Below are 22677 nucleotides of genomic sequence, written 5' to 3'. Positions count from 1 at the left end.
ATGGATCATCTGGATGAACTTGAATCGCAAAGCATCTATATTTTTCGAGAGGCCTACCGGTCCTTCAAGGACCTGGTGATGCTCTGGTCCATCGGCAAGGACAGCACGGTTCTGCTGTGGCTGGCGCGCAAGGCCTTTTTCGGCCATGTTCCGTTTCCGCTGATGCACATTGATACCTCTTTTAAAATCCCGGAAATGATCGAGTACCGCGACCGGTTTGCCCGTCAGTGGAAGCTGAAGCTGATTGTCGGGATGAATCGAGAAGCCCTGGAGAGCCGGCAAACCTTTCCCGACGGAGCCGTCAGCCGTCTGCAGTGCTGTGCAGCGCTGAAAACCGAGGCCCTGAAAAACGCCCTCAGCGGCCGATGGCCCCGACGGGTGCTGGACCCGGACAGCGGGGAATTTTATACGGTCGAAAACGGTGCCCCGTTTACCGGTGTGATCGTCGGGGCCCGCGCTGATGAAGAAGGCAGCCGCAGCAAAGAACGGTATTTCTCCCCGCGGGGGCAGGAAAGTGACTGGGAGATCAGCGACCAGCCGCCCGAACTGTGGAATCAATTTAAAACGGATTTCGCTCCCGGAACGCATGTTCGGATTCATCCGCTGCTGGACTGGACCGAGCTGAACATCTGGGAGTACATCCAGCGGGAACATATCCCGGTTGTTTCGCTGTATTTTGATCGGGGTGACGGGAAGCGCTACCGCTCTCTCGGGTGCTGGCCGTGCACGGCCCCTGTTGAATCGACGGCGAAAACCGTGGCGGAGATTATCGAGGAGCTTCGAAGCGGAAAATTCGCCAACATTGCTGAACGGTCCGGACGACAGCAGGACAAGGAAGACGGCAGCGGATTAGAGACCCTCCGCCGGAGCGGATATATGTAAGTCAGAAAGAGGAGAACCCATGACGACGGCATTATCCTCCGCCGGACATTTTTTATCCGGACGGAACCGACAGCAGATGAATATTGTTGTAATCGGGCATGTCGATCACGGAAAAAGCACGCTGATTGGACGGCTTCTGGCCGATACCGGTTCGCTGCCCAAGGGAAAACTGGAAGCTGTTCAGGCCTATTGCGCCCGCAACGCCAAACCCTTTGAGTATGCTTTTCTGCTGGATGCGCTGAAAGAGGAGCAGACTCAGGGCATCACCATCGACACGGCCCGATGCTTTTTCAAATCGTCCCGACGGGAATACATTATCATTGATGCCCCCGGTCATGTCGAATTTCTCAAGAATATGATTTCCGGTGCGGCCCGGGCGGAAGCGGCGCTGCTGCTGATTGACGCCAGAGAGGGAATCCGGGAAAACTCCCGCCGCCACGGTTATCTGCTGAGCCTGCTGGGAATTCGCCAGATTGCTGTGGCCGTCAACAAAATGGATTTAACAGACTATCGCCGAGATGTCTTTGAGGCAATACAAAAAGACTATACGGCGTTTCTGCAGCAGGTTCACCTTCAGCCGCGTTTTTTCATTCCGGTCAGCGCCCGCTTCGGGGACAATCTGTGCACGCGTTCGGCGCGGATGTGCTGGTATGACGGCCCGACGGTTTTGGAGGCGATGGGCCGTTTTGAAAAAGAGCCCCCCGGCCTCGAGAAGCCCTTTCGGTTTCCGGTGCAGGACGTTTACAAGTTTACCGAGGAAGGTGATGACCGCCGGATTGCGGCCGGGCGTGTGGAAACCGGAACTGTCCGAGTGGGCGATGAGGTTATTTTTTTGCCGTCTGGCAAACGGTCCCGGATTGCTTCCATCGAAGGATTTAATCGGCCGCCGCAGACGGAAGCCTATGCAGGCCAATCCACCGGATTTACACTCACCGAACAGATTTACATTCCGCCCAATCAGATTCTCTGCCGGGCCGACCAGCCGGCCGCCCGGACCGGAACCTGTCTGAAGGTCAATCTGTTCTGGATGGGCCGGCAGCCCATGGTCAGGGGCAAACGATACAAACTCAAGCTGGCGGCCGCACGGGAAACCGTCTGGCTGCGGGAGATTTACACCGTACTGGATGCAGCCGACCTGAGCACAGACAGCAGCCGAACTCAGATTGAACGGCATGATACGGCCGAATATCTGCTGGAAACCTTTCGGCCGGTCGCCTTTGATGTGGTTTCGGACATTGCCCAGACCGGACGCTTTGTGATTATCGACAACTATGAAATCGCCGGCGGCGGCATCATTCTGGATGCTCTCTCCGCCGAACGAGATCTAATTTCCGAACATGTCCGGAAACGGCAGAAGTACTGGCAGCGGAGCCGAATTCAATCTCAGAATCGGTCTGACCGTTATAAGCAGAATGCCGCGCTGGTTCTGCTGTGCGGACCGGCGGGCATCGGAAAATCCGAAATTGCCAAGACCCTCGAAGAACGGCTCTTTGACGCCGGCAGAATGGTCTATTATCTGGGACTGGACAACTCTCTGCTCGGTGTCGATTCCGATTTGCAGACGACGGATGAGCGGGATGAATACATCCGCCGGCTCGGCGAAATCGCTCACTTGTTCACAGATGCCGGTCTGATTCTGATTACCACCATTAGTCATCTGGATGACTATGAACTTCAGGCGATACGCACGCTTAATCAGCCGTACCCTTGCCTGGTTGTGGCGATCGGTCCCCACCAGCTGGCCCAGGCCCAGCCTGACCTGCACATCGAAAAGCCGGCTGATGTTCCGGAGGTGATAGAGAAAATCAAATGTCTGCTGACTCGTGAACACTATCTGCTCGAGTATCATTTGTAGAGAGTGTGTCGGAAAAGGAATGCGTCGATGGGACAGCCGTATTCACAGGAGAACAACCGTTTGCCGCAGGAACCCCAGCGTCTTTGGGGCACCTACCCGCAAAAGCAGGAGGGGCTCTGGATGCAGCGACTCCCGATTTTAGGCGGCCGAATCACCTGGCAGCAGTGGCGGGCGGTTGCCGAACTGGCGGAGCGGTTTACGCCGGATACGCCGCTGCATCTGACAATCCGGCAGGATATTGAGCTGCACAATGTCCGCCAGACCGATGTGCCTGCCCTGTATGAGGAACTGGACCGGGCGGGTCTGTGCCCCTATGGGGCCTGCGGCGACTCGATTCGAAATATTACCGTTTCGCCGGGCTGCGACCTGCATCCGGACGATTTTGACCTGCTGCCGGCGGCCCGGCTGCTTCATCAGGGGCTGAATGAACAGACGGCCGGTCGGATGCTGCCGCGAAAGTTCAAAATCAGTTTGTGCGGGCTGTGCGACAATCGAGGGGCGCCCTACCTCAGCGATTTGGGATTTCTTGTTCAGCCGGACGGGACCTTTCGGGTCATCGGAGCCGGCTCCCTGGGGCCGATACCCCGGACCGGCATGGACCTATATGAACAGGTGCCTGCGGAAGCGGTTCTGCCGCTGGCGGCGGCGGCTCTGGAGATGTTTATCGAATTGGGCGAGCGGAACAACCGTTCCCGGGCACGGCTGCGGCACGTTCGGGAGCGGTTGGGAGATGAGCCGTTTCGAAAGGAACTGGACCGGCGATTCCAGACGCTTTTCCGTCGGCAGAGCTGGCCGTCCATGCCGCTGCCGCGCGGACGCAGCGGATACCGGCGGCTTTATACCCTCCAGCCGCCCAGAGGCGATTTGCCGGCCCGGGCGGCGCTGGAACTGGCTCGAGCCGCTCAATCGGCGGGAGCCGTTCTGCGGATTACTCTCTCTCACAGCCAGGAATTATATGGGGACGTCCCATTTCCGCTCCCCGCTTCCCTGAAACCATTTGCGGACCTGCCGTGCGTGGTTGCCTGCCCCGGAGCGGACAGCTGCCCGAGAGCCTTGGCGGATGCCAAAAAAATCGGAATACAAATCCAGCAGACAGCGGTCCTTCGTTCCGCCAGACGGCAGGTCGCCGTCTCCGGCTGTCCGAACGGCTGTGCCCAAAGCGCCGCGGCCGACATCGGGCTGATTGGACGGCGAAAGACCCTGAACGGCTGGCAGCAGGAGTGCTTCGATGTGTATCTGAACGGCGGACAGGGGCAATCTTCACTGCTGGGGCAGAAGACGGAAACTGTTCCGTCGGACCAGATTGAATCCTGGCTCCGAAACTATCTGGAACAGACGCAGACCAGCGAACGGGTTATTCGCTTATCAGGCCCGGCAGCAACTCCGGATGCTCGACCTGCTCGAGGGTCTGGCGGATGAATTCCCGCCAGTGGGGCAAGCGGTGTGTGCGGCGCTGGAGGATGATATTGCGAAGTGTCCGATAGCTCATACACCACAGCCGGGTCTGAAGGAATCCCTCTGGGAGGCGTTTTTTGACGCCCACAATATCCTGCTGTGCGGCGGCCTGATGGATCGCCCGCAGCGTCTCCAGCGAACAGCTGTCCGGCTCAAAATTGGCCTCCAAAAAGGCGGCAACGGAGTCCGCATCGTCCAGATTGACTGCCAGCAGCTCCCCGCTGAGCGTGTGCATCGTGCTTTCGGACTGCTTGGTGGAAAGCCGGAACGTGTCGGCCTCCTGCCACCAGTAGCGGGGCGCGCGGACATCCAGCCAGACGATAATGCTCTCGAGGAACTTGTTGTGGCCGCCGTCTTTGTCGGCCAGCCGGCGGGCGACGGCCTCCATCTTCTCCGGGCACTGCTTTTTGTTGTGCGACAGCCCCAGCAAAGCCGCCTCATAGCCCGCTTCATTGACCTTGCGAACCCGCATATAAACAGCACTGCCCGCTGCGTGTTCCGTTTTTTCTTTCTCTATGGCCGCATCCATTCAAGCTTTTCCTGAAGAGTTTCTCACTCTATACAAGTTCTCTGAAAAAAAAGCAAGGAGAACCGCCCTGAGCTGCTCTAAAAAGAATCTTTTTGCAAACCACAGGTGGTTCATCGGGGTTCCGTCAGGCAACAGCTCAATATGCCGGGCAGAAAGGATTTTCCAAACGAAGGAGTCTTCTTTTCATCTCAACTCCTCCTTCGGCGGAAAAACCGCCCAGTTTGCCGTCTGAACAAACGACTCGATGACAAGGAATAATCAGCGGCAATGGATTCGCCGCGAGCACTCGGCCTACCGCTCGAGATGCTTTCGCAAAACCCGATTGAGCAGCGAGGGAGCTGTAAGTAATTGTTTTTCCATACGCTATACTCTTTAAGACCCAAAGAACCCTTTTTTGAAAATCAGTCAACCCCCCCAGACAAACCGGCACCCAGACGAAATCAATATATTTACCCTCGAAATACTCCTGTATAGCCTTTTGGATATCTTTCCTATAATTGGGTTCGTGTTTCGCATCCACTCCGCTCAGCAAAGATGCGAAAGCGCTTCGCCGGTTCCTTAAAGGCAGGGAGGTACGAAAGAGAGTATTTTCGTCCCCCAAAACCCCAAACCAACCCCAGCGCGTTTTGAATAACGAATAATATAGAGCCATATTAACCGCTTTTAGGCAATCTTTCCTTGTCCCGACAGGAAAAGCCGTTGACGGACGACCTGAAATATGATAAATATTTTCGTTTCCTGTTAAAGGGAGATTTTCTGTCTTTATCCGATAAAAGCGGTGATTGGGGCGATGACGTTAGAGGAATTAAGAAAGCAGATTGATGCAATCGACGAAAAACTCGTCGAGTTAATCAATCAGCGCGCACAAATCGCCGTCGAAATCGGCAAGCTCAAAAAGGGCCGAAATGACCCGGTTTACGTACCGCATCGGGAAAAAGAGGTACTGGACAAAATCGCGGCACTGAACAAAGGCCCCCTTCCCAACAAAGCCCTGTTTGCGGTCTGGCGGGAAATCATGAGCGGCTCATTCTGTCTGGAACAGCCGCTTCGAATCGGCTTTCTGGGGCCCAAGGGCAGCTTCAGCCACAACGCCGCCATCTTAAAGTTCGGCCAGAGCGTCGATTATGAAGCCCTGGCCGACATTCGCGCTATCTTCGAAGAGGTCAGCAAGGGGCACTGTCAGTTCGGAATCGTACCGATTGAAAATTCCGCCGGCGGCGGGGTTCGGGAATCGCTCGATGCCTTCATTGAAACAGACGTGATGGTCTGTGCAGAAGTGCATATGGCAATTCACCATAATTTAATGGCGAACTGCCCGATGGCCCAGATTACCAAAATCTATTCCCAGCCGGAGGTTTTTGCTCAGTGCCGCAACTGGCTGGCCGCTACTTTCAAGGATGCCCAGACGATTCCCGTGGCCTCTTCCTCCAGAGCCGCCCAGCTGGCTGCCGAAGAACCCGGAGCCGCTGCCATTGCCTCGGCCATCGCCGCGGAAATATACGGGCTGAAAATCCTCTGCGAGGATATTGAGGACATCGCCAGCAATGTCACGCGGTTTTTGATTATCGGCAAGCAGGATGCCCAGCCGACGGGCGATGACAAGACCATCATTCTGTTCAGCACGGCCCACCGAACCGGAGCACTCGTGGATGTGCTGAACGTTTTCAAGGAATACAATATTAATATGACCAATATCGGCTCGCGGCCCAACAAAAAACGCGAGTGGGAATATTACTTTTTCGTGGACTTCCTCGGACACCGGCAGGATGAAAATGTCCGCAAGGCGCTCGAGGAGGCCAAAAAGCATTGCCTGCAGCTGTCGGTACTGGGCAGTTTTCCGCGCAACACCGTTGTTCTGTAGCCCAGTTGAAAGAAATGAGAACGGAAAACAAAAACAGGAGACCCCTATGAGAACCTTGTTCCTGGCCGGGAACTGGAAGATGAACACAAACAGTGCTACGTCCGTGAATCTGGCGGCTGGCCTGGTTCGTGAACTGGCGCCGATTCAGAATGTCCGCATTGCTGTCTGCCCTCCGTTTATCTATCTGCAGTCGGTGGCGGCGGCCCTGAGCGCTTCCCAGATCGAACTGGGGGCTCAGGATGTCTATTACGAAGGCAATGGGGCTTTCACCGGTGAAATCAGCTGCGAGATGCTCAAGGACTGCGGCTGCACATACGTCATCATCGGCCATTCCGAACGCCGGCACATTCTCGGAGAAAGCGACCGGCTGATTAACCTGAAAATCAAGGCCGCGGTCACCGCGGGTCTGAAACCGATTTTCTGCGTGGGTGAACTGCTCGAAGAACGAGACAACGGCAAAACGTTCGATGTGGTCGAACAGCAGATTCGAAAAGGTTTGGAAGGACTCTCCGCCGAACAGGTCAAAACGATCACGATTGCCTATGAACCGGTCTGGGCCATCGGCACCGGCCGCAATGCTACACCCCAGCAGGCTCAGGAGGTCCACGAACGCATCCGCCGTCAATTGAAGGAAACCTACGGGGCGGAACTGGCGGAAAAAATGACCATTCAGTACGGCGGGTCCGCCAAACCGGCCAACACCGCTGAACTGCTTGCCCAGCCGGATGTGGACGGCCTGCTGGTCGGGGGGGCCAGCCTGAAAGTGGAAGATTTTGCGGCGATGGTAAAAACCGCCGCCGCTCTCAAAAAATAACTTTTACAAAAGGAACTCAACGTATGGTCATGACGCTTGCAATGATGTCGTTTCTGATGAACGTCCTGATGGTGCTGTTTATTCTGACCGCTATCCTGCTGATTCTGATTATTCTGATTCAGAAAGGCAAAGGCGGAGGACTGGGTGCGATGTTCGGCGGGATGGGGGCTTCCAGTCTGCTCGGTTCGAAGACCGGTGATGTTCTGACGTGGATTACTATCGGCCTGGTTTCGCTGTTTCTGGTGCTGGGCGTACTGCTCGACAAAACACTCAAGAGCCAAGTCCGCGAGCAGCCTTCGGTACCGCCGGCTTCTTCCGCACCGAGCAGCGGCCCGGAAACACCGGCTGCAGAAGCGCCGGCCACTTCCGAACAGCCGGCCGCACCAGCCGCACCGACGGCCGAGACACCGGCTCCGGCGGCACCGGCTGCACCCCAAGCGGCCCAGCCGTCTTCGCAAACTCCTCCTGCCCAAAATCCGTAATTGGATTGCAAGGAAGATACGGCCATGGTCAGCAGTATGACAGGGTTCGGACAGGCGGCGGCGGAAGTGGACGGCGTGCTCTATACCGTCGAAATCCGCTCTCTGAATAACCGCTATCTCAAAACACAGTTGAGACTGCCGGATATCGCCGCTTTTCTCGAAGACGACCTGGACAAACTGCATCGAGAGCATTTTCATCGGGGCAGCATCAACTATTCACTGCGGATGAAAAACGTCAGCGGCCAGGCCCTGATTGACATCGATGAACAGGCCCTGCGGACCTATATGGAGCGGCTGACGGCCCTTCTCGGCCGCGACAGCGGCCCCTTTCGGGTCGATTTGGCTTCTCTGCTGACGCTGCCCGGGATTGTTCAGCCGAGCACACCGGATTTGGAAACGCTCGAGAAAATCCGTCAGACGGTGCTGGAGTTGACCCGGCAGGCCTTTGAACGGCTCAAAGAAACGCGGCTGGAGGAAGGCAAGCTGCTGGCGGAGGACCTGCGGGCCAACTGTGCGGTCATCCGGGAAAAACTGGCCCTGATTCGGCAGCGCAAGGACGCCGTGGTGGAAGAATACCACCAGCGGCTTCGCAAACGGGCGGCGGACCTTCTGGCTCAGGCCCAGCTGGAGATGGACCAGGCCCTGCTGGCCCGCGAGGTGGCCATCTTTGCGGAGCGGTCGGATATCTCGGAGGAATTGATACGCCTCGAAACGCATCTGAACCATTTTGAGGCATGCCTGGAGGGGGATGAGCCGGCCGGACGCCGGCTGGATTTTATCGCACAGGAACTGCTGCGTGAGGCCAACACCATCGCCAGCAAGGCCTCGGACGCCCTGATTGCTCAGTGGGTAATCGACATCAAATGCGCCGTGGACCGCATCAAGGAACAGGTGCAGAACATTGAATAGACCGGAACGTGCCGTCATGACGAACGCTTCCAATAAAAAAGGCAAGCTGGTGATTTTGTCCGGGCCGTCCGGCGTCGGAAAGACCTCCATCAGCCGGGAAATCATCCGGCGGCTGGGGGCCTACTTCAGCGTGTCGCTGACTACGCGGACTATCGGGGCCGGCGAAAAAGACGGTGTGGATTATCATTTTGTCTCGAAAGAAGAGTTTGAGCGGGCCCTGGCCAACAATGAACTTCTCGAGCATGCGTGCGTATTCGGGAATTATTACGGCACGCCGCGCCGGCCCGTGGAGGAGGCGCTGGCGGCCGGGCGCATCGCCCTGCTCGAAATCGACGTGGACGGTGCCCGGCAGGTTGTCCGGCATTTTCCGGATGCGATTACAATTTTCATCCTGCCGCCGCGGCTGGAGGACCTGGCCAAGCGGCTGAACGCCCGCAACCGGGGCGAGGATGAACAGGCCCGGCTCAAACGGCTCCAGCGGGCTCAGGAGGAAATTGCGGCGGCGGCCAGGGAGTACAAATACCGTGTTGTCAACGATGACCTGAACAAGGCCATCGAAGAGGTGATACAAATCATCCAAAATGAAACGAAAAAAGCAGGAGAATAAACGATGATTGAAGAACTCAAAGACACAGCCATTATCAAAAAGGTCGGCGGACGGTTTAAATTGTCGGCGATTATCCAGAAGCGTCTGCTGGAAATGATGGAAGGCGGGCGGCCTTTGATTGAAAACACCGAAGGAATGACGCCGATGGAAATCGTCATTGAAGAGATTAAACAGGACAAAATCGCTCCGGACTACGGCACCCCGGCGGAAAAGCCCAAGAAGGAGCCCTTTTAGGAATTCCTTCAATGGCAGTGGACCTGAGCATTCTGGCGAATAAGAAAATCGTTCTCGGCGTGGCGGGCGGAATTGCGGCCTACAAGGCGGCGGATTTGGCCAGCAAACTGACCTCCGCCGGCGCGGCGGTCCGAACGATTCTCACGGAGGCCGCCCAGAAACTGATTGGGGCCAAGACGTTCGAGGCCCTCACCGGCCAGCCGGTTTATATCGACCTGTGGTCGGCACCGGAGGAGTTTCAGATCGGACATGTCCAGACGGCCGACTGGGCGGATGCGCTGGTTGTAGCACCCGCCACGGCCGACATTCTGGCCAAGACGGCCGCGGGGATTTGCGACGACCTGCTGAGCACAACCCTTTGCGTCTGCTGGGAAAAGCCGATTCTGATGGCGCCGGCAATGAACACCCGGATGTGGACGAATCCGGCTACCCGGCAGAACATCCAGACCCTCACAGCCCGAAATATCCGCTTTGTCGGGCCCGCCGCCGGCCGGCTTGCCTGCGGCACCGAAGGCATCGGGCGGATGGCCGAACCGGCGGAAATCCTCGAAGCCCTCATTCAACTCTTTCGAAAATAGGTCTCTTTCATCCCCGAAAAAAAAAGAGTACCTCCGCTTTCTTTCCAGTGATATACTCAATGAAAAGAGTTGTTTCTACTCTGGCGATATAGCAGACAGACAATTATCATTACTGCGGAGGCACAAAAATGAAAGCCCTTGCTGGGACAATCAAACCGCTCCTGCTTTTTGCTGTTCTTTTTGGAACGCTCGGTCTGCTTTCCTTTGCGGCTGTATCAGAAAAGAGCCGGGAATATGAGATTTCCGTGCCGCCTTATAAAAGCGATATGGTGCGGATGATCGAGGCGTATGAGCGGCTGAGCGACCAGTATCTGGTCCTAGTTCAGCAGCACCTGCTGAAGATGGATGCGGACAATCAGGCCGTTTTGAAAAAGCTGGAGGCCCTCGAGAAAAAACTGGATGAGCTGAACCGGAAAATAGACCGACTGCTTCCATTCGAGTCCCCCGCCGCCGAAAGAACCTCTCCATAAAAAAGTCGGAACCTGCCGTCGGCTGCTTTCGTATCTATTGCCGTCTTCAGGAGATACAAAATGCTGAATCGGACACATACGAAGGCCTTTTGGGGGCTTTGGTCTGCTTTGACAGCCGCCGTCCTGTTGGGCAGCCCTGCGGCGGCGGATTTCTTCCAGATTTATCAATATGAACTGGAGCGTTCGTCCGTGCGGTTTTACACGGACATTCGGGACGGCCGGCCGGGGATTGTCGCGGAATTTGCCGGCACAAACGATTTGCACTACTACGCCTCCGCCAAAACAGCCCCGGCACCGGGAGTGGAACTGAAAATCGAGATTTCCGCTGAGGGAGTCCGCTTCGGCAAACCCGTCTTTCCGACCCCCAGTCTGTTTCGGGAGGAGGCCCTCAATCAGGATGTTGAGGTCTTTGCGGGCAATTTTCAAATTTTTGTGCCGGCTGAGTCGGGGTTTCAAACAGCCTCGGGCCCTGTGGAGATTACGCTCAGCGGTCTGGCCTGCACGAGCAAACTCTGTCTGACGCCGTTCCGCAAAACCTTCCGAGGCGTGCTCCGCCCCGCCGCCGACTCGTCCGGTCTGCCGAAACTGGAGCAAATCACGGAGACGGTTTCCGGCAGCGTGGTTATCCCCACCCAGCCCCAGGCAGAGTCTTCGCTGGCCGGGATGCTGGAGGACTGGACGGAAGATACCGCCGGACAGCCGACTCGCCGGTCGGCTTTCTTTTATTTTCTGCTGGCGATTCCAGCCGGGCTGTCCATCAACCTGATGCCCTGTGTGCTTCCGATTCTCCCGCTGATTATTCTGCGGCTGATTGCCAACGCCAAAGAATCTCCGGCCCGCCGCTTTGCCCTCGGGCTGGCCTTCTGCGGCGGAATCATCCTTTTCTTTGCCGTGTTTGCGGTGCTGGCGGTGCTGATTCAGATGACGACCGGCGCTGTGATTGATCTGAACTCGCTGTATCGGCAGCCGAATGCCGTGATTGTTCTGTTTCTGATGCTGGTGTTTTTTGCGCTGGCGTTTCTGGATGTGATTTCGTTTACGCTGCCGCCTTCGCTGGCCGGCACGCAGCAGGCCGCCGGCGGAATCCTCGGTTCCGTCGGAATGGGCTTCTTTGCCGGACTTTTGAGCACTCCTTGCAGCGGGGCCCTGCTGGGAGCGGTGCTGGTGTGGGCGCAGTCTCAGCCGCCCGCGGTCGGCAGCAGTGCGATTGTTCTGATGGGGGCGGGGATGGCCCTGCCGTATCTGGTGCTGGTGAGCATGCCCAGGCTGCTCGACCGGCTGCCCAAACCGGGGCCCTGGATGGACCTGATGAAAAAGACCGGCGGGTTTCTGCTGCTGATTCTGGCGGTGAAATTCACCCTGACCGCCCTGAACAAAGATCGATTAATCAACGTGCTCCTATACGGAGTCATTTTTGCTTTCTGTGTGTGGATATGGGGACAGTGGGTTTCGGTTCAGACCCCCGCCGGACGGCGATGGACTGTTCGGGCGGCGGCGCTCCTGCTGGCGGTTATATGCGGTTTTTGGCTCCTGCCCGCCGAACCGCCCGCCGCTGTGAACTGGCAGCCCTATGAGGCAGCCCAAATCGAACAGGCTCTTCAGAAAGGGCAAGTTGTTTTGATTAAGTTTACCGCCGACTGGTGCACGAACTGCAAGATTGTGGAGCGCAGGGTCTATCAGCGGCCGGACATCGCCAAACTGCTGGCCGAGCGGAACATCCTGACCGTCAAGGCCGACACCACGCAGGCGGACTTTCCGGCCTCCGGCGACCTCAAAAGCGTCTTCGGCGAGGCCGGCAACCTGCCGGTCACTATTCTGCTCAATCCCGAAAACCGAACACTCCTGAAACTCCGCGGAATTTTTGAACCTGAACAGCTGCAGGAGGCCGTTCGCCGGATTCCTTAACCGGTCCAGTCTTGAAAAACCTTCTTCGTTCAGATATGATTCCCTTCCGGACTGTTCAAAGGGAAACCCAATGAGTTTGATTGCGGGCTGTTTCTGTTTGAAAGAACAGCCGAAAGGAGAGGTTTGTTTCGAAAAAATAAAGGCCTATTCGCTGCTCCTGAAGGACAGCGGAAGGCCGTATGAACTGATTTATGAAAAAACACCGCAGGCGGTTCTGCTGGCCAAATATCGACAGACGCAGCCGCCGCAGCTGTTCTTTGGACAAACACAGGACCTGCTCATTCTGACACTGGGCTATCATGACCTGTCTTATCCGCCGGCCTGGGCAGAAGGATTGACGCTCGAACAGGCAGCCGAACGGGTTCAGAACAGCCAAGGACAGTTCGTTACTATTCTGGCAGACCGGCGGCAGGCACAAATCAAAATCGTTAACAATCGTTACGCAACCAGGGCCTTCTATTATCTGTTTGACGGCCGGACACTCTGGTTTGCCTCCAACATCACCTTTCTGATGCATCTGTGCGGACAAAAAGCCCGTCCGGACCCCATCGGGATTCTGCAGATTGCCTGCTATGGGCACACGCTCAGCCCCCGCACGCACACACAAGGCGTGCGCCGGCTGTTCCCGGCAACCTGCCTTTCTGCATCCCCCGAAGGCATCCAGGAAAAAACCTATTGGCACCTCGGTTATGAGGTTTCCGAAGGATTAGAACCGGATTCCTACGCCGATGAGGTATTTGAGGCCTTTGAAAAATCCGTCGCCCGAACGATGGCCCGCTCCCTGTCCGGATTCATCAGTCTCAGCGGCGGGATGGACAGCCGAATGGTTGCCGGTGCAGCCGTGCGGTACGGCAAATGGCCCGCCTTCACTTTTTCCAACAATACAGACACCCTCGAGACGCCCGATGTTAAGGTGGCCCGCCAGGTCTGTCAGCGGCTCGAACTGGAGCATCACGTCGTCCAGATGACGGCGGAAGAGGCCTTCGAGGAGGCGGATGAAATTGTGCGGCTGTGCGGCGGCCTTCTGCCGTTTCACCATCCCCTCAAGGGCTGGCAAAAAGTGAAATGGATGTGCCGAACCACGGGCTACAACATCGGCGGCGGATGCGGGGACCCTATAGCAGGCGACTATGTCAATTCCATCTATCAGATTGAGCCTGTCTGGACGGACGGGCTGCTGCGGCTGTATGCCCAGCGACGGCGGCTTTTTGCCAAAAACGAGCTGAAGGAAATCTTTCGCAGTGAAGTCCTCGAAGAAGCCTTCGGGCCGATGGAAGAGGAGATGGTCGAATCGCTTCGCGGCCGGCGCGGGCCGACGGCAGCCCATAAAATCGCCGCCTGGTCGCAGGTCTATTTTAATGCGGGCTTTACTTTCTGCGGACCGGCTTCCACGCACCCCGACGTCAGCGGCGACAGCCCGCATCTGGGTTATGAATATGTGGAAAAAATGCTGCGCCTTCCGGCGGACTGGCTCTATAAGAAAAATTTCTATCACTATATGATTACCCGCTGCCTGCCGACGCTGCGAGATATTATCTACGCCAATACAGGACAGCTTTTAAGCGGAAGAATGGAAACCTACCGTCTGCCCTGGAGGAAAAAAGCCGCCCGAGCAGTCTGGCAGCGGCTCCCGTTTGCGCTAACCGCCAAACTCTGGCATCACCCCGTTTCCCTGCGGCCCAGCACGGTCGGCGTTTTTGAAAAAGACGCCCGCCTTCATAAAAAAATGAATGAAATTCTGGAAGCGAATGCGGCCGTTCGGGAGGTGTTTGAGCCGGACGGGTGCCGCCGGTTTATCGCGGAATACGCCGCCGGACAAGACCGATTCGGGCGTTCCAGCATCGGCGATGAACTGTTCGGCACACTCGTATCGCTCTTCTGCTGGTTCCATCATACTTCTTCATAACAGAAAGGATTTCGCGTGGCTCCCGGCAAAAAAACACCCGTCATCGACAAAGAACAGGCGCGTCAGCGGGTCCTGAAGATTTTCCCGATCCTCCGGAAGACCTATCCGGATGCGACGGTTTCGCTGAACTACAAAAACCCGCTGGAGCTTCTGATTGCGACGATTCTGGCGGCCCAGTGCACGGACGCTCGGGTCAATATCGTCACGGCCGAACTGTTCAAAAAGTACCGCACGCCGGAGGATTATCTGAAGGTGCCGCTGGAGGAGCTGGCCGAGGACATCCGCTCAACCGGTTTTTACAACAACAAGGCCAAAAGTATTCAGGCGGCCTGTCGGAGTATTCTCGAACAATTCGGCGGCAAGGTGCCTGACACGATGGAGGAGCTGCTGCAGCTGAACGGCGTCGGACGCAAAACCGCCAACGTGATTCTGGGCAACTGCTTCGGCAAGCCGGCGATTATCTGCGATACCCATATGCTGCGGCTGGCCAAACGGCTGGGGCTGTCCAATCAGACCGACCCGGTCAAGCTCGAGTTTGAACTGATGGAGATTGTGCCGAAGGAAAAATACGGCGGCTGGACGCAGTTCAGCCACTGCATTGTCTTTCACGGACGGGCCTGCTGCACGGCGCGGAAGCCCAACTGCGGCAGCTGCCCGATTGCCCGGTACTGCCCTTCGGCCGGAAAAGCGGTCTGAACCGGTCTTATTTCAAAAGCCGCTTTAAGGTCGGGTCCATTGCCTCGGCCCAAATTTGATAGCCCTTTTCCTCCGGATGCAGCAGGTCGGGCATGACCTGGCGCGTCAGGACGCCCTGCTTATTAAGAAAGGCCTTGTTGATGTCCAGATAGAAGACGTTTCGTCCGTCGGCCAGTTTGGAAATCATCTGATTGACCTGGTCGTTCTTGGCCCAGAGAGGATTGTAGGAGGCGTCCTGTGTTTTGTCCCGGCGCTGTTCGTCGGAGCCGCGCGGGAAAATCGCCAGAATCAAAACCTTCGTGCGGGGGAGTTTCTCCCGCAGCATACAGACAATCGCCCGAATTCCGTCGGCAATCTGTTCCGCGGAATACTGCTCTCGGGCGGCATTGTTGGTTCCAATCATCAGCACAGCCAGCTTGGGCTGAATGCCGTCAATCTCCCCGTTCTGCAGGCGCCACAGCACATGCTCTGTGCGATCGCCCCCGTAGCCCAGATTGAGCGCATCATAGGAACTGTAATACTGCTCCCAGACGGCTTTGCCCTTGTTTTCCCAGCCGTGCGTGATGGAGTCGCCGATAAAAACGACCTGCGGATTCATTCGGGGAATCTGCTCCAGAATCGCCTGATGGCGCCGGGTCCACCACTCATCCGCACGCGGCACCGGCGCAACGGCCGGATGTATCCCGAGGGCAATCTGGGAACAGTTCAGTTTCTGCGGCCGGGCACAACCGAACAAAACACTGACAGCCGCCGCCCAAAGAATCCACCCACATCGTCTCATAAGCATTTCCTCCAAAAAATCGCTGAAACAAACTGATTGTGCCTTTTAGTCTAACAAGCCGAAACTTCTTTACAAAAAATTTTTCCGGAAAAATTGCTGTAAGTCCCATAAAAAAACCCCTTGGGTCGGCCTGTGCCTATTCCGCATTTTGGGTTGAGAAAAAATGCACAACAGGCCGAGTCAGCTGTGCTATAATTTCCCCCAGATTGTTCAACGTTCACAAATTGGGGAAACGTTTTTGGGGAGGGACTGATGCAGTACAAGTATCACACAAAGACCGGCAGTCTTTACATCCGGACAGTGGACACCTACGGCGACACGTGGGACAAAATCGACAAGGACGGGAATCTGACACCTTTGGCGGGGGCGATGCATATCACCCGCCGGCGGCTTCAGGAAATCATTACGGACTATCCTCTTATCATCCTCAACCGCACGGCCCTGATCGGCAAAAACATTGCCAAAGATTTCTTTGAAGATGTCAAACGCGAGGGAATTGTTCACATTCCCAAAAATGAGGAATCCTTAATCTTCTTCCTGATTGAACGGGAAGACGGCAAATACAGCGTCGGCTACAGCAGCCGTGTGGAACGGGTCGAAGTCCTCGAACAGCAGGAAAAGACCGAGGGCAGCAAAATCCGTTTCTGACCCTTTTGGCCCCGATGTGTATAGATTGTAATTGCAGCAAATCTTTAAATTCTGCAAAAAAATAAGTCCATTAAATAGAAAGAAGTTACAACGTTTTTTGCTCAATAGGAATTATTTCCAAAAAAGCAAAAAACGGGAAACGACCTGCTTACAGACACAGGTGAAGGATTTCGCCGACCTGCCGGGCTCGGATGTTCTGGTGCTCGCCCATCACGGTGCCTCGCTGCTCAAACCGCTCTACGACCTTTTGAATGCCCGCCTCCGTGATGCCGTAGTCGCTTAAGCGGGTCGGCATTTCAATCGAATGGAAGAACTGTACGGTCTTTTCAATAGCCGTTTTGGCCTGCGAGGTTTCATCCCCGCCGAGAATATGCCAGACCCGGCGGGCCATCTGGGCCAGTTTGCCCTTTTTGTTCTCGAACTGGTGTTTCCAGACACCCGGCAGAACAATCGCCAGCGACTCAGCATGGTCCACACCAAAGAAAGCCGTCAGCTCATGTCCGATTTCGTGGGTGCTCCAGTCCTCAATTACGCCGCGGCTGAGCGTGCCGTTGAGAGCGCACGTGGCCGCCCACATAAAGGTCGCGCGGCTGTCATAATCCTGCTTGCTGAGCACATCCTCCGCCGCGTCCAAAAGCGTGCGGACGACAGCCTCGGCCTGTCGGTCCTGCAAAGGCGTGTTCACGCTGTAGGTTGCATACTGCTCCATCACGTGCACAAAAGCATCGACCAGACCGTTGCGGAGCTGCTTTTTCGGCAGGGAATACGTGGTTTCCGGGTCCAGAATCGAAAACTGCGGGAAGACGTGGGGGCTGCCGAAGGCCAGTTTTTCCTGCGTGCTTTTTCGGGAAATCACGGAAAAGCAGTTCATCTCGGAGCCGGTTGCAGGCAGCGTGAGCACATCCGCCAAAGGAAGAGCGGCTTTGACAACGGAGCCGCCGCTGGTGAGGATGTCCCAGGGGTCTTTTCCCGGATAGCAGGCCGCGGCGGCAATAAACTTTGTCGCATCCAAAACCGAACCGCCGCCGACCGCCAGAAGAAACTCGACCTTTTCAGCCTTGATTCTTTCCACGGCCTTCATACAGGTTTCATAAAGCGGATTGGGTTCAATGCCGCTAAACTCTGTCCACTGTATCCCCTTTAGCCCATGAACAACCTGGTCATAGACCCCATTCCTTTTAATAGAACCACCCCCGTACAGCACCATTACCTTTTTGCCTTCAGGGAGATACTTTTGAACCTGAGGAATGGTGCCTTTTCCGAAAACGATACGAACCGGATTGTAAAACTCGAAATTATTCATAGGCCTGTCCTTTCCTAACGGTTCTCTTATATTATCCAGACCCAAAACGAAATGGCAAGAGAAAGAATCTGATGTCGCAGAATTTGATAAATCTGGACAGAGTAAAGCCGCTAATGGCCGATTTTTGCTGCGGAAGGGCTTTTCCGCTTGCAAAAGCCCAATCTTTTCCTTACAATCCTTCGTTTTCGCGGGAAGTCCCTGCGCAGAGTAAAGACTGTAAAAGCGGAGTCGGAAGACTTGTTTGACGCGTTAACCAGCAAATTTAATTCGATTTTTCATTCGCTCACCGGGCGAGGGCGCATCACGGAGGCCAACGTCTCTGATGCGATGCGGGAAGTGCGCAAAGCCCTGCTGGAGGCGGATGTTAACTATCACGTCGTCAAGCAGTTCTGCAAAGACGTCCAGCAGGCCGCCCTCGGCGCGGAGGTGATTAAGAGTCTTCGGCCCGGCCAGGTGATGATCAAAATCGTCCACGATGAGCTGGTCAAACTGATGGGGCCGGTGGACACCCGCATCTATTTTGTTTCGCCCGGACCGACGATTATCCTGCTGGCGGGCCTTCAGGGCTCCGGCAAGACCACCACGGCCGCCAAATTGGCCCAGTACCTCATTTCCAAAGGCAAAAAGCCCTGTTTGGTGGCCGACGACCTTCAGCGGCCCGCCGCCATTGACCAGCTGGAAACGCTGGCTCAGCAGGTCGGCGTGCCTATTTACACCGAACGCAATACCCAGGATGCCGTTAAAGTGGCCCGCAAAGGCATTGAGTTTGCCCGCCAGAACGGCTGCGATGTCGTTATCCTCGATACGGCCGGACGGCTCCATATCGATGAAGAGATGATGGCCCAAATTGAGCAGGTCGCCAAGGCCGTCAATCCGCACCAGATTTATCTGGTCTGCGATGCGATGACCGGACAGGATGCCGTCAATTCGGCCAAGGCCTTCAATGAGCGGCTGGAGCTGGACGGCGTGATTCTGACCAAGCTGGACGGCGACGCCCGCGGCGGGGCTGCTCTGAGCGTCAAGGCCGTCACCGGCAAGCCCATCAAGTTCATCGGTGTCGGCGAAAAACTCGACAAACTCGAAGAGTTCCACCCGGACCGAATGGCCGGACGCATTCTGGGCATGGGCGACATTGTGACCCTCGTCGAAAAGGCGCAGGAGCAGTTCGATGCGGAAGAAGCCCAGAAAATGCAGGCCAAGATGGCCAAAGGCACGTTCGGGTTTGATGATTTTCTCAAGCAGATGCAGGCCCTCAAAAAGATGGGCGGCATCACCTCGATGCTCAAACTGATACCGGGGATGTCGCAGCTGGGCGAGCTGGATATGGACGAGCGCGAAATCAACCGGATGGAAGGGATTGTCCATTCGATGACGCCCGAAGAGCGGCGCGACCCGGATATTATCGACGCCTCCCGCCGGCGGCGGATTGCCCACGGCTGCGGACGCGATGTGCAGGAAGTGGCTTCGCTGATCAAGACGTTCAAGCGAAGCCGAGACCTGATGAAATCGCTGTCCGGCGGAGCAATGGGCGGCTTTAAGAGTCTGCTGACCGGAAAACTGGACGTATTCAGCGCGCTGAACAGCGGGCGGAAGATCAAACAGCGTTCGGCCAGGAAGCGTCCGGAGCGTCGGAAGAAACATCGGCGCTGATATGACTGTCGAGGAGTATCTGAAGAAGCTGGAACGATTTATGGACGACCCGTACGCCCGGCAGGTGCGAACGTGCTTTGCGGGGCTGGACGGGCGGAGTGAACTGGCGGTCCTGCAGGCGCCCAGCCGAAGCGAATACGAACAGCTGGCGCGGGCGGTAGCCCGGATGACGCCGCAGGAAAAAGAAAACGCCGAGCAGCTCAGTCAGGCCCGAACGGAACAGCTGGCGCAGGAGGCCGGGGCGGACCCGGCCCTGCTGGCGATTTTTCTGAACGGCTACGCCCTCGAAAAAAGAAAGGCAGCGGGCCGCTGAGTTTTGGCACCGGATTGAACCGGAAACCTGTTTTGCCTTCGGCATCGGGCCGACGGCGAAAATTGATCATACAAGGAAAGAAAGGAACGACGTATGGCAGTCAAAATCAGAATGACCCGAATGGGTCGCCGGCATCGGCCCTTCTACCGGATTAACGCCGTGGAAGTCCGCACGCCGCGCGACGGCCGAATCCTCGAAAAGCTCGGCCACTACGACCCGATTGAGAAGGACCCCGCCAAGCAGGTGGTGCTCAATCTCGAGCGGGTGAAGTTCTGGATTGGACAGGGAGCCGGCACATCGGACACAGTCGCCGAGATTCTCAAGAAACAGGGCATCACCTGTCCGCAGTATGAAGAAAAGCTCAAACGGCGCCAGCGGGCCCTGGAAATCGCCCGCAAAAAAGGCCTGCCGTTTACGAAGGCCGAAAAAATCGCCGCCGGCCTGCTGTCTGAAAAGAAAGAAGGCGGCGAATAGTCCTGATTTCGTATGCGAATCGATGTCCTGACCCTGTTTCCGGAGATGTTTGACTCACCGCTGAGTCATTCAATTCTCAAGCGGGCGCAGCAGCAGGGCATTGCGGACATTGCTCTTTGGAATATTCGAGATTTCACCACGGACAAGTACCGAAAGGTGGACGACAAGCCCTACGGCGGCGGACCCGGGATGGTGATGATGTGCCAGCCGGTGTTTGACGCCTTCCGGCATGTCCGGCAGCAGCATCCGCAGCCCGGACGAGTCATCCTGCTGACGCCGCAGGGAACCCTGTTCACGCAGGACAAGGCCGTCGAGCTGGCCCGCGAGAACCGGCTGATTCTGATTGCCGGGCGCTACGAGGGCTTCGATGAGCGGATTCGCATCGGGCTGGGGGCGGAACAGCTGTCCATCGGCGATTATGTCCTGACGGGCGGGGAGCTGCCCGCGATGGTGATCATTGATGCCGTTGTCCGCCTGCTGGAGGGAGCGCTGGGCGATGAAGGGTCCGCCGAGGATGAAACGTTCCGCGACGGACTGCTGGAGTATCCCCAGTACACCCGGCCGGAGGATTTCAACGGGATGAAGGTACCCGAGATTCTCCTCAGCGGCGACCACGGACGAATTGCCCAGTGGCGAAATCAGCAGCGCATCGAGCGAACCAGACAGTTTCGGCCGGACCTCTGGCAGAAGTACGAGGCCCGAATGAAAAACAGTCAAAACCCTTGATGAAAAAAAACAGGAGATATTTCCGTGAAAAAAGATTTGATAGAAATTGCAGAAAGCAAAAGCCGAAAGAAAGAGATTCCGTATTTTGAAATCGGCGATACCGTGGACGTGCACTGCCGCATTGAAGAAGGCGGCAAGTCCCGCATTCAGGTGTTTACCGGCATCGTCATTTCCCGCAAGGGCCGCGGAATGAACGAGATGTTCACCGTCCGCCGCATTGTTAACGACGAAGGCGTGGAACGGACCTTCCCGCTTCACTCTCCGAACGTTGTGGACATCAAGCCGGTCCGCAGCGGCAAGGTGCGCCGGGCCAAGCTGTACTACCTGCGTCAGCGCAGCGGCAAGGGCGTGCGTTTATCCCAGCGGCACAGTGAACATACCGCAACCGCCTGATTAGACAGGAACCAATCGATGCTGCTGTTCGGCGGACGAAAGCGTCTCCTGGCGGACCCGCACAAACTGGGCCGATGGGGACAGCGTCAGGCCGAACGGTTCCTGCGGCGAAACGGCTGGCGGACGGTGGCGCGGAACTTTGCCTTCGGCGGCGGTGAAATCGACCTGATTGCCGCCGACCGTAACGGCATGGTGGCCTTCGTGGAGGTCAAAACCCGACGCAGCGAGGAGTATGCCCCGGCCGTTTCCGCTGTGACCTTTGCCAAACAGCAGAAACTGATTCGGACCGCAAAGTGCTTTCTGAGACAATACGACCTCTCGGATTGCCCTTTGCGGTTCGATGTTGTTACGGTGATTCTCCCCCCTGCCGGCCCGGTGCAGATTCGACACTATCCGGGGGCCTTTCGGCCGCGCTCCCGCTGACTTTATTCGAGGTGAACGACCCCCTGTTTGCGGTCGGCAGCCAGGGAAGCGGCTTTGATGTAATCATAAACCTCGCGGGGCCGCCGAAGCTTTTCAAACTCAAACATAGGATCCGTCTCATCTCGTGTCATCAGGGTAATCTTGCCGATGCCCAGCAGACAATCCAGCAAAGACCGACGAAGTTTAATGTCAAGGATGCGAAACATATCGATATTGTCCACTTTGCGGCTGAAAATCCCGCGGTTCCATTCGATGCGGTCCGGGCTTATCTGATAAACGATGCTTTTGAGGTAAAGGACTCGATACGCCGCCCGCATAACAGCCACCAGCAAAATCACGGCACCAGCCCAATCCGCCGCTCGAAAAACCGTCTGGATTGACTGTTGGCTCCGAGCAGGTTCCGTCAGATATTTTTCAAACGGCCAAACCATCAAACAAATCCCAAGGGCTGCAAAGAGCACCGCTGCCAGAAGGGTTCCTGCCATTCCCCATAGGGAAGGACTGACCGAAAGCGTTTCCGCAAGCGGAGCAGATTTCAGGGCTGTTTCTGCCGCCGGCTTTGGAGCAGCTCGATTGGAAGAGGATACTATTCCTGCATGATGAGATGTCGGAAGGGCATTCTCATCTTCCGTCAAAAACTCGCGGCACCAGCGGCACTTGACGGCATCCGCCAGTATCTCCTCTCCGCAAAAAGGACAGGGCTTAGTTTTCCGTTCCCGTTCCACACAAACCTCACTTTCAGCTGTTTTCCTCTAACCATCGGCAGAGCCGAGACGTTATCTT

Annotated in this window: 26 protein-coding genes; 21 read left to right on the top strand and 5 right to left on the bottom strand. The window is 56.4% G+C overall.

Features of this window, described 5'->3' with window-relative positions:
* From cysD to PKY88_08600, 3 genes are read left to right on the top strand one after another with little or no spacing between them, the layout of a single operon-like run.
* Nucleotides 1-882, top strand: coding sequence for a sulfate adenylyltransferase subunit CysD (cysD, locus tag PKY88_08610; GenBank protein ID HOQ05258.1), 882 nt, complete (start codon nt 1-3; stop codon nt 880-882).
* Between the two features lie 19 nt (nt 883-901).
* The gene (locus PKY88_08605) at nt 902-2737 is read left to right on the top strand and encodes a GTP-binding protein (protein ID HOQ05257.1); all 1836 of its coding nucleotides are present in this window, start codon (nt 902-904) and stop codon (nt 2735-2737) included.
* 27 nt (nt 2738-2764) lie between these two features.
* Nucleotides 2765-4156, top strand: coding sequence for a nitrite/sulfite reductase (locus PKY88_08600; GenBank protein HOQ05256.1), 1392 nt, complete (start codon nt 2765-2767; stop codon nt 4154-4156).
* Here PKY88_08600 and PKY88_08595 read toward each other — a convergent pair.
* Entirely contained in the window at nt 4092-4721 is a 630-nt protein-coding gene (locus PKY88_08595) for a hypothetical protein (GenBank protein ID HOQ05255.1), read from the bottom strand. The two genes, PKY88_08600 and PKY88_08595, sit on opposite strands and share 65 nt — an antisense overlap.
* Nucleotides 4722-4857: 136 nt before the next feature.
* Nucleotides 4858-5373: a methylated-DNA--[protein]-cysteine S-methyltransferase gene (locus PKY88_08590; protein ID HOQ05254.1), complete on the bottom strand. Its 516-nt coding sequence runs from the start codon at nt 5371-5373 to the stop codon at nt 4858-4860.
* A 138-nt stretch (nt 5374-5511) separates the two neighbouring features.
* Here PKY88_08590 and pheA point away from each other — a divergent pair, with 138 nt between their 5' ends.
* From pheA to nth, 11 genes are all read left to right on the top strand, one after another.
* Nucleotides 5512-6582, top strand: a complete 1071-nt coding sequence (gene pheA, locus PKY88_08585) for a prephenate dehydratase (protein HOQ05253.1) — start codon at nt 5512-5514, stop codon at nt 6580-6582.
* A 46-nt stretch (nt 6583-6628) separates the two neighbouring features.
* Nucleotides 6629-7396 (top strand): triose-phosphate isomerase, encoded by a 768-nt coding sequence (tpiA, locus tag PKY88_08580; protein ID HOQ05252.1) that lies wholly within the window; start codon nt 6629-6631, stop codon nt 7394-7396.
* 23 nt (nt 7397-7419) lie between these two features.
* Nucleotides 7420-7878 (top strand): preprotein translocase subunit SecG, encoded by a 459-nt coding sequence (secG, locus tag PKY88_08575; GenBank protein HOQ05251.1) that lies wholly within the window; start codon nt 7420-7422, stop codon nt 7876-7878.
* 24 nt (nt 7879-7902) lie between these two features.
* Nucleotides 7903-8787: a YicC family protein gene (locus PKY88_08570; GenBank protein HOQ05250.1), complete on the top strand. Its 885-nt coding sequence runs from the start codon at nt 7903-7905 to the stop codon at nt 8785-8787.
* Nucleotides 8780-9394, top strand: coding sequence for a guanylate kinase (gene gmk, locus PKY88_08565; protein HOQ05249.1), 615 nt, complete (start codon nt 8780-8782; stop codon nt 9392-9394). Before PKY88_08570 ends, gmk begins: the two co-directional genes overlap by 8 nt.
* Nucleotides 9395-9397: 3 nt before the next feature.
* On the top strand, nt 9398-9628 hold the full coding sequence (locus PKY88_08560; GenBank protein ID HOQ05248.1) for a DNA-directed RNA polymerase subunit omega: 231 nt from the start codon (nt 9398-9400) through the stop codon (nt 9626-9628).
* A gap of 11 nt (nt 9629-9639) precedes the next feature.
* Nucleotides 9640-10206 carry a flavoprotein gene (locus PKY88_08555; protein HOQ05247.1) on the top strand — a complete coding sequence of 189 codons (567 nt, stop codon included), beginning with the start codon at nt 9640-9642 and terminating at the stop codon, nt 10204-10206.
* Nucleotides 10207-10334: 128 nt separating this feature from the next.
* Complete coding sequence (locus PKY88_08550) at nt 10335-10676, top strand: hypothetical protein (GenBank protein ID HOQ05246.1); 342 nt, start codon at nt 10335-10337, stop codon at nt 10674-10676.
* A gap of 60 nt (nt 10677-10736) precedes the next feature.
* The gene (locus tag PKY88_08545; protein HOQ05245.1) at nt 10737-12581 is read left to right on the top strand and encodes a cytochrome c biogenesis protein CcdA; all 1845 of its coding nucleotides are present in this window, start codon (nt 10737-10739) and stop codon (nt 12579-12581) included.
* A gap of 70 nt (nt 12582-12651) precedes the next feature.
* A complete protein-coding gene (locus PKY88_08540; GenBank protein HOQ05244.1) occupies nt 12652-14487 on the top strand; it encodes an asparagine synthase-related protein in 1836 nt (611 codons plus the stop codon).
* 15 nt (nt 14488-14502) lie between these two features.
* Nucleotides 14503-15183 (top strand): endonuclease III, encoded by a 681-nt coding sequence (nth, locus tag PKY88_08535; protein HOQ05243.1) that lies wholly within the window; start codon nt 14503-14505, stop codon nt 15181-15183.
* 7 nt (nt 15184-15190) lie between these two features.
* Here the strand turns inward: nth and PKY88_08530 are convergent, their stop codons facing one another.
* Nucleotides 15191-15964 (bottom strand): platelet-activating factor acetylhydrolase IB subunit, encoded by a 774-nt coding sequence (locus PKY88_08530; protein ID HOQ05242.1) that lies wholly within the window; start codon nt 15962-15964, stop codon nt 15191-15193.
* A 252-nt stretch (nt 15965-16216) separates the two neighbouring features.
* Here PKY88_08530 and PKY88_08525 point away from each other — a divergent pair, with 252 nt between their 5' ends.
* Complete coding sequence (locus PKY88_08525; GenBank protein ID HOQ05241.1) at nt 16217-16612, top strand: hypothetical protein; 396 nt, start codon at nt 16217-16219, stop codon at nt 16610-16612.
* A gap of 148 nt (nt 16613-16760) precedes the next feature.
* Here PKY88_08525 and PKY88_08520 read toward each other — a convergent pair whose 3' ends face one another.
* A complete protein-coding gene (locus tag PKY88_08520; GenBank protein ID HOQ05240.1) occupies nt 16761-17915 on the bottom strand; it encodes an iron-containing alcohol dehydrogenase in 1155 nt (384 codons plus the stop codon).
* 237 nt (nt 17916-18152) lie between these two features.
* Between PKY88_08520 and ffh the strand changes: the two genes are divergently transcribed.
* The 6 genes from ffh (at nt 18153) to PKY88_08490 (ending at nt 21894) form a co-directional block, all read left to right on the top strand.
* Nucleotides 18153-19565 (top strand): signal recognition particle protein, encoded by a 1413-nt coding sequence (gene ffh / locus PKY88_08515; GenBank protein ID HOQ05239.1) that lies wholly within the window; start codon nt 18153-18155, stop codon nt 19563-19565.
* A 1-nt stretch (nt 19566) separates the two neighbouring features.
* Nucleotides 19567-19878, top strand: a complete 312-nt coding sequence (locus PKY88_08510; protein ID HOQ05238.1) for a hypothetical protein — start codon at nt 19567-19569, stop codon at nt 19876-19878.
* A 93-nt stretch (nt 19879-19971) separates the two neighbouring features.
* Entirely contained in the window at nt 19972-20352 is a 381-nt protein-coding gene (gene rpsP, locus PKY88_08505; GenBank protein ID HOQ05237.1) for a 30S ribosomal protein S16, read from the top strand.
* A 12-nt stretch (nt 20353-20364) separates the two neighbouring features.
* Complete coding sequence (gene trmD / locus PKY88_08500; GenBank protein HOQ05236.1) at nt 20365-21078, top strand: tRNA (guanosine(37)-N1)-methyltransferase TrmD; 714 nt, start codon at nt 20365-20367, stop codon at nt 21076-21078.
* A gap of 36 nt (nt 21079-21114) precedes the next feature.
* Nucleotides 21115-21471: a 50S ribosomal protein L19 gene (gene rplS, locus PKY88_08495; protein HOQ05235.1), complete on the top strand. Its 357-nt coding sequence runs from the start codon at nt 21115-21117 to the stop codon at nt 21469-21471.
* Between the two features lie 18 nt (nt 21472-21489).
* Nucleotides 21490-21894, top strand: a complete 405-nt coding sequence (locus tag PKY88_08490; GenBank protein HOQ05234.1) for a YraN family protein — start codon at nt 21490-21492, stop codon at nt 21892-21894.
* Between the two features lie 2 nt (nt 21895-21896).
* Here PKY88_08490 and PKY88_08485 read toward each other — a convergent pair whose 3' ends face one another.
* Nucleotides 21897-22619 (bottom strand): PH domain-containing protein, encoded by a 723-nt coding sequence (locus tag PKY88_08485; protein HOQ05233.1) that lies wholly within the window; start codon nt 22617-22619, stop codon nt 21897-21899.
* Nucleotides 22620-22677 lie beyond the last annotated feature (58 nt).

It is taken from the genome of Anaerohalosphaeraceae bacterium, from assembly GCA_035378985.1.
Classification (GTDB): Bacteria; Planctomycetota; Phycisphaerae; order Sedimentisphaerales; family Anaerohalosphaeraceae; genus JAHDQI01.
Note: the sequence above shows the minus strand (reverse complement) of the source record. Positions and strands in the feature narration are given on the sequence as shown.

What these genes read in the sequence shown, in the direction of transcription:
- PKY88_08510 (HOQ05238.1), top strand. Translation starts at nt 19,567, where the DNA reads ATGACTGTCGAGGAGTATCTGAAGAAGCTGGAACGATTTATGGACGAC.
- PKY88_08540 (HOQ05244.1), top strand. Translation starts at nt 12,652, where the DNA reads ATGAGTTTGATTGCGGGCTGTTTCTGTTTGAAAGAACAGCCGAAAGGA.
- PKY88_08490 (HOQ05234.1), top strand. Translation starts at nt 21,490, where the DNA reads ATGCTGCTGTTCGGCGGACGAAAGCGTCTCCTGGCGGACCCGCACAAA.
- PKY88_08600 (HOQ05256.1), top strand. Translation starts at nt 2,765, where the DNA reads ATGGGACAGCCGTATTCACAGGAGAACAACCGTTTGCCGCAGGAACCC.
- PKY88_08520 (HOQ05240.1), bottom strand. Translation starts at nt 17,915, where the DNA reads ATGAATAATTTCGAGTTTTACAATCCGGTTCGTATCGTTTTCGGAAAA.
- PKY88_08570 (HOQ05250.1), top strand. Translation starts at nt 7,903, where the DNA reads ATGGTCAGCAGTATGACAGGGTTCGGACAGGCGGCGGCGGAAGTGGAC.
- PKY88_08530 (HOQ05242.1), bottom strand. Translation starts at nt 15,964, where the DNA reads ATGAGACGATGTGGGTGGATTCTTTGGGCGGCGGCTGTCAGTGTTTTG.
- PKY88_08545 (HOQ05245.1), top strand. Translation starts at nt 10,737, where the DNA reads ATGCTGAATCGGACACATACGAAGGCCTTTTGGGGGCTTTGGTCTGCT.
- PKY88_08590 (HOQ05254.1), bottom strand. Translation starts at nt 5,373, where the DNA reads ATGGCTCTATATTATTCGTTATTCAAAACGCGCTGGGGTTGGTTTGGG.
- PKY88_08595 (HOQ05255.1), bottom strand. Translation starts at nt 4,721, where the DNA reads ATGGATGCGGCCATAGAGAAAGAAAAAACGGAACACGCAGCGGGCAGT.
- PKY88_08525 (HOQ05241.1), top strand. Translation starts at nt 16,217, where the DNA reads ATGCAGTACAAGTATCACACAAAGACCGGCAGTCTTTACATCCGGACA.
- tpiA (HOQ05252.1), top strand. Translation starts at nt 6,629, where the DNA reads ATGAGAACCTTGTTCCTGGCCGGGAACTGGAAGATGAACACAAACAGT.
- rpsP (HOQ05237.1), top strand. Translation starts at nt 19,972, where the DNA reads ATGGCAGTCAAAATCAGAATGACCCGAATGGGTCGCCGGCATCGGCCC.
- PKY88_08605 (HOQ05257.1), top strand. Translation starts at nt 902, where the DNA reads ATGACGACGGCATTATCCTCCGCCGGACATTTTTTATCCGGACGGAAC.
- secG (HOQ05251.1), top strand. Translation starts at nt 7,420, where the DNA reads ATGGTCATGACGCTTGCAATGATGTCGTTTCTGATGAACGTCCTGATG.
- pheA (HOQ05253.1), top strand. Translation starts at nt 5,512, where the DNA reads ATGACGTTAGAGGAATTAAGAAAGCAGATTGATGCAATCGACGAAAAA.
- PKY88_08555 (HOQ05247.1), top strand. Translation starts at nt 9,640, where the DNA reads ATGGCAGTGGACCTGAGCATTCTGGCGAATAAGAAAATCGTTCTCGGC.
- PKY88_08560 (HOQ05248.1), top strand. Translation starts at nt 9,398, where the DNA reads ATGATTGAAGAACTCAAAGACACAGCCATTATCAAAAAGGTCGGCGGA.
- trmD (HOQ05236.1), top strand. Translation starts at nt 20,365, where the DNA reads ATGCGAATCGATGTCCTGACCCTGTTTCCGGAGATGTTTGACTCACCG.
- cysD (HOQ05258.1), top strand. Translation starts at nt 1, where the DNA reads ATGGATCATCTGGATGAACTTGAATCGCAAAGCATCTATATTTTTCGA.
- PKY88_08550 (HOQ05246.1), top strand. Translation starts at nt 10,335, where the DNA reads ATGAAAGCCCTTGCTGGGACAATCAAACCGCTCCTGCTTTTTGCTGTT.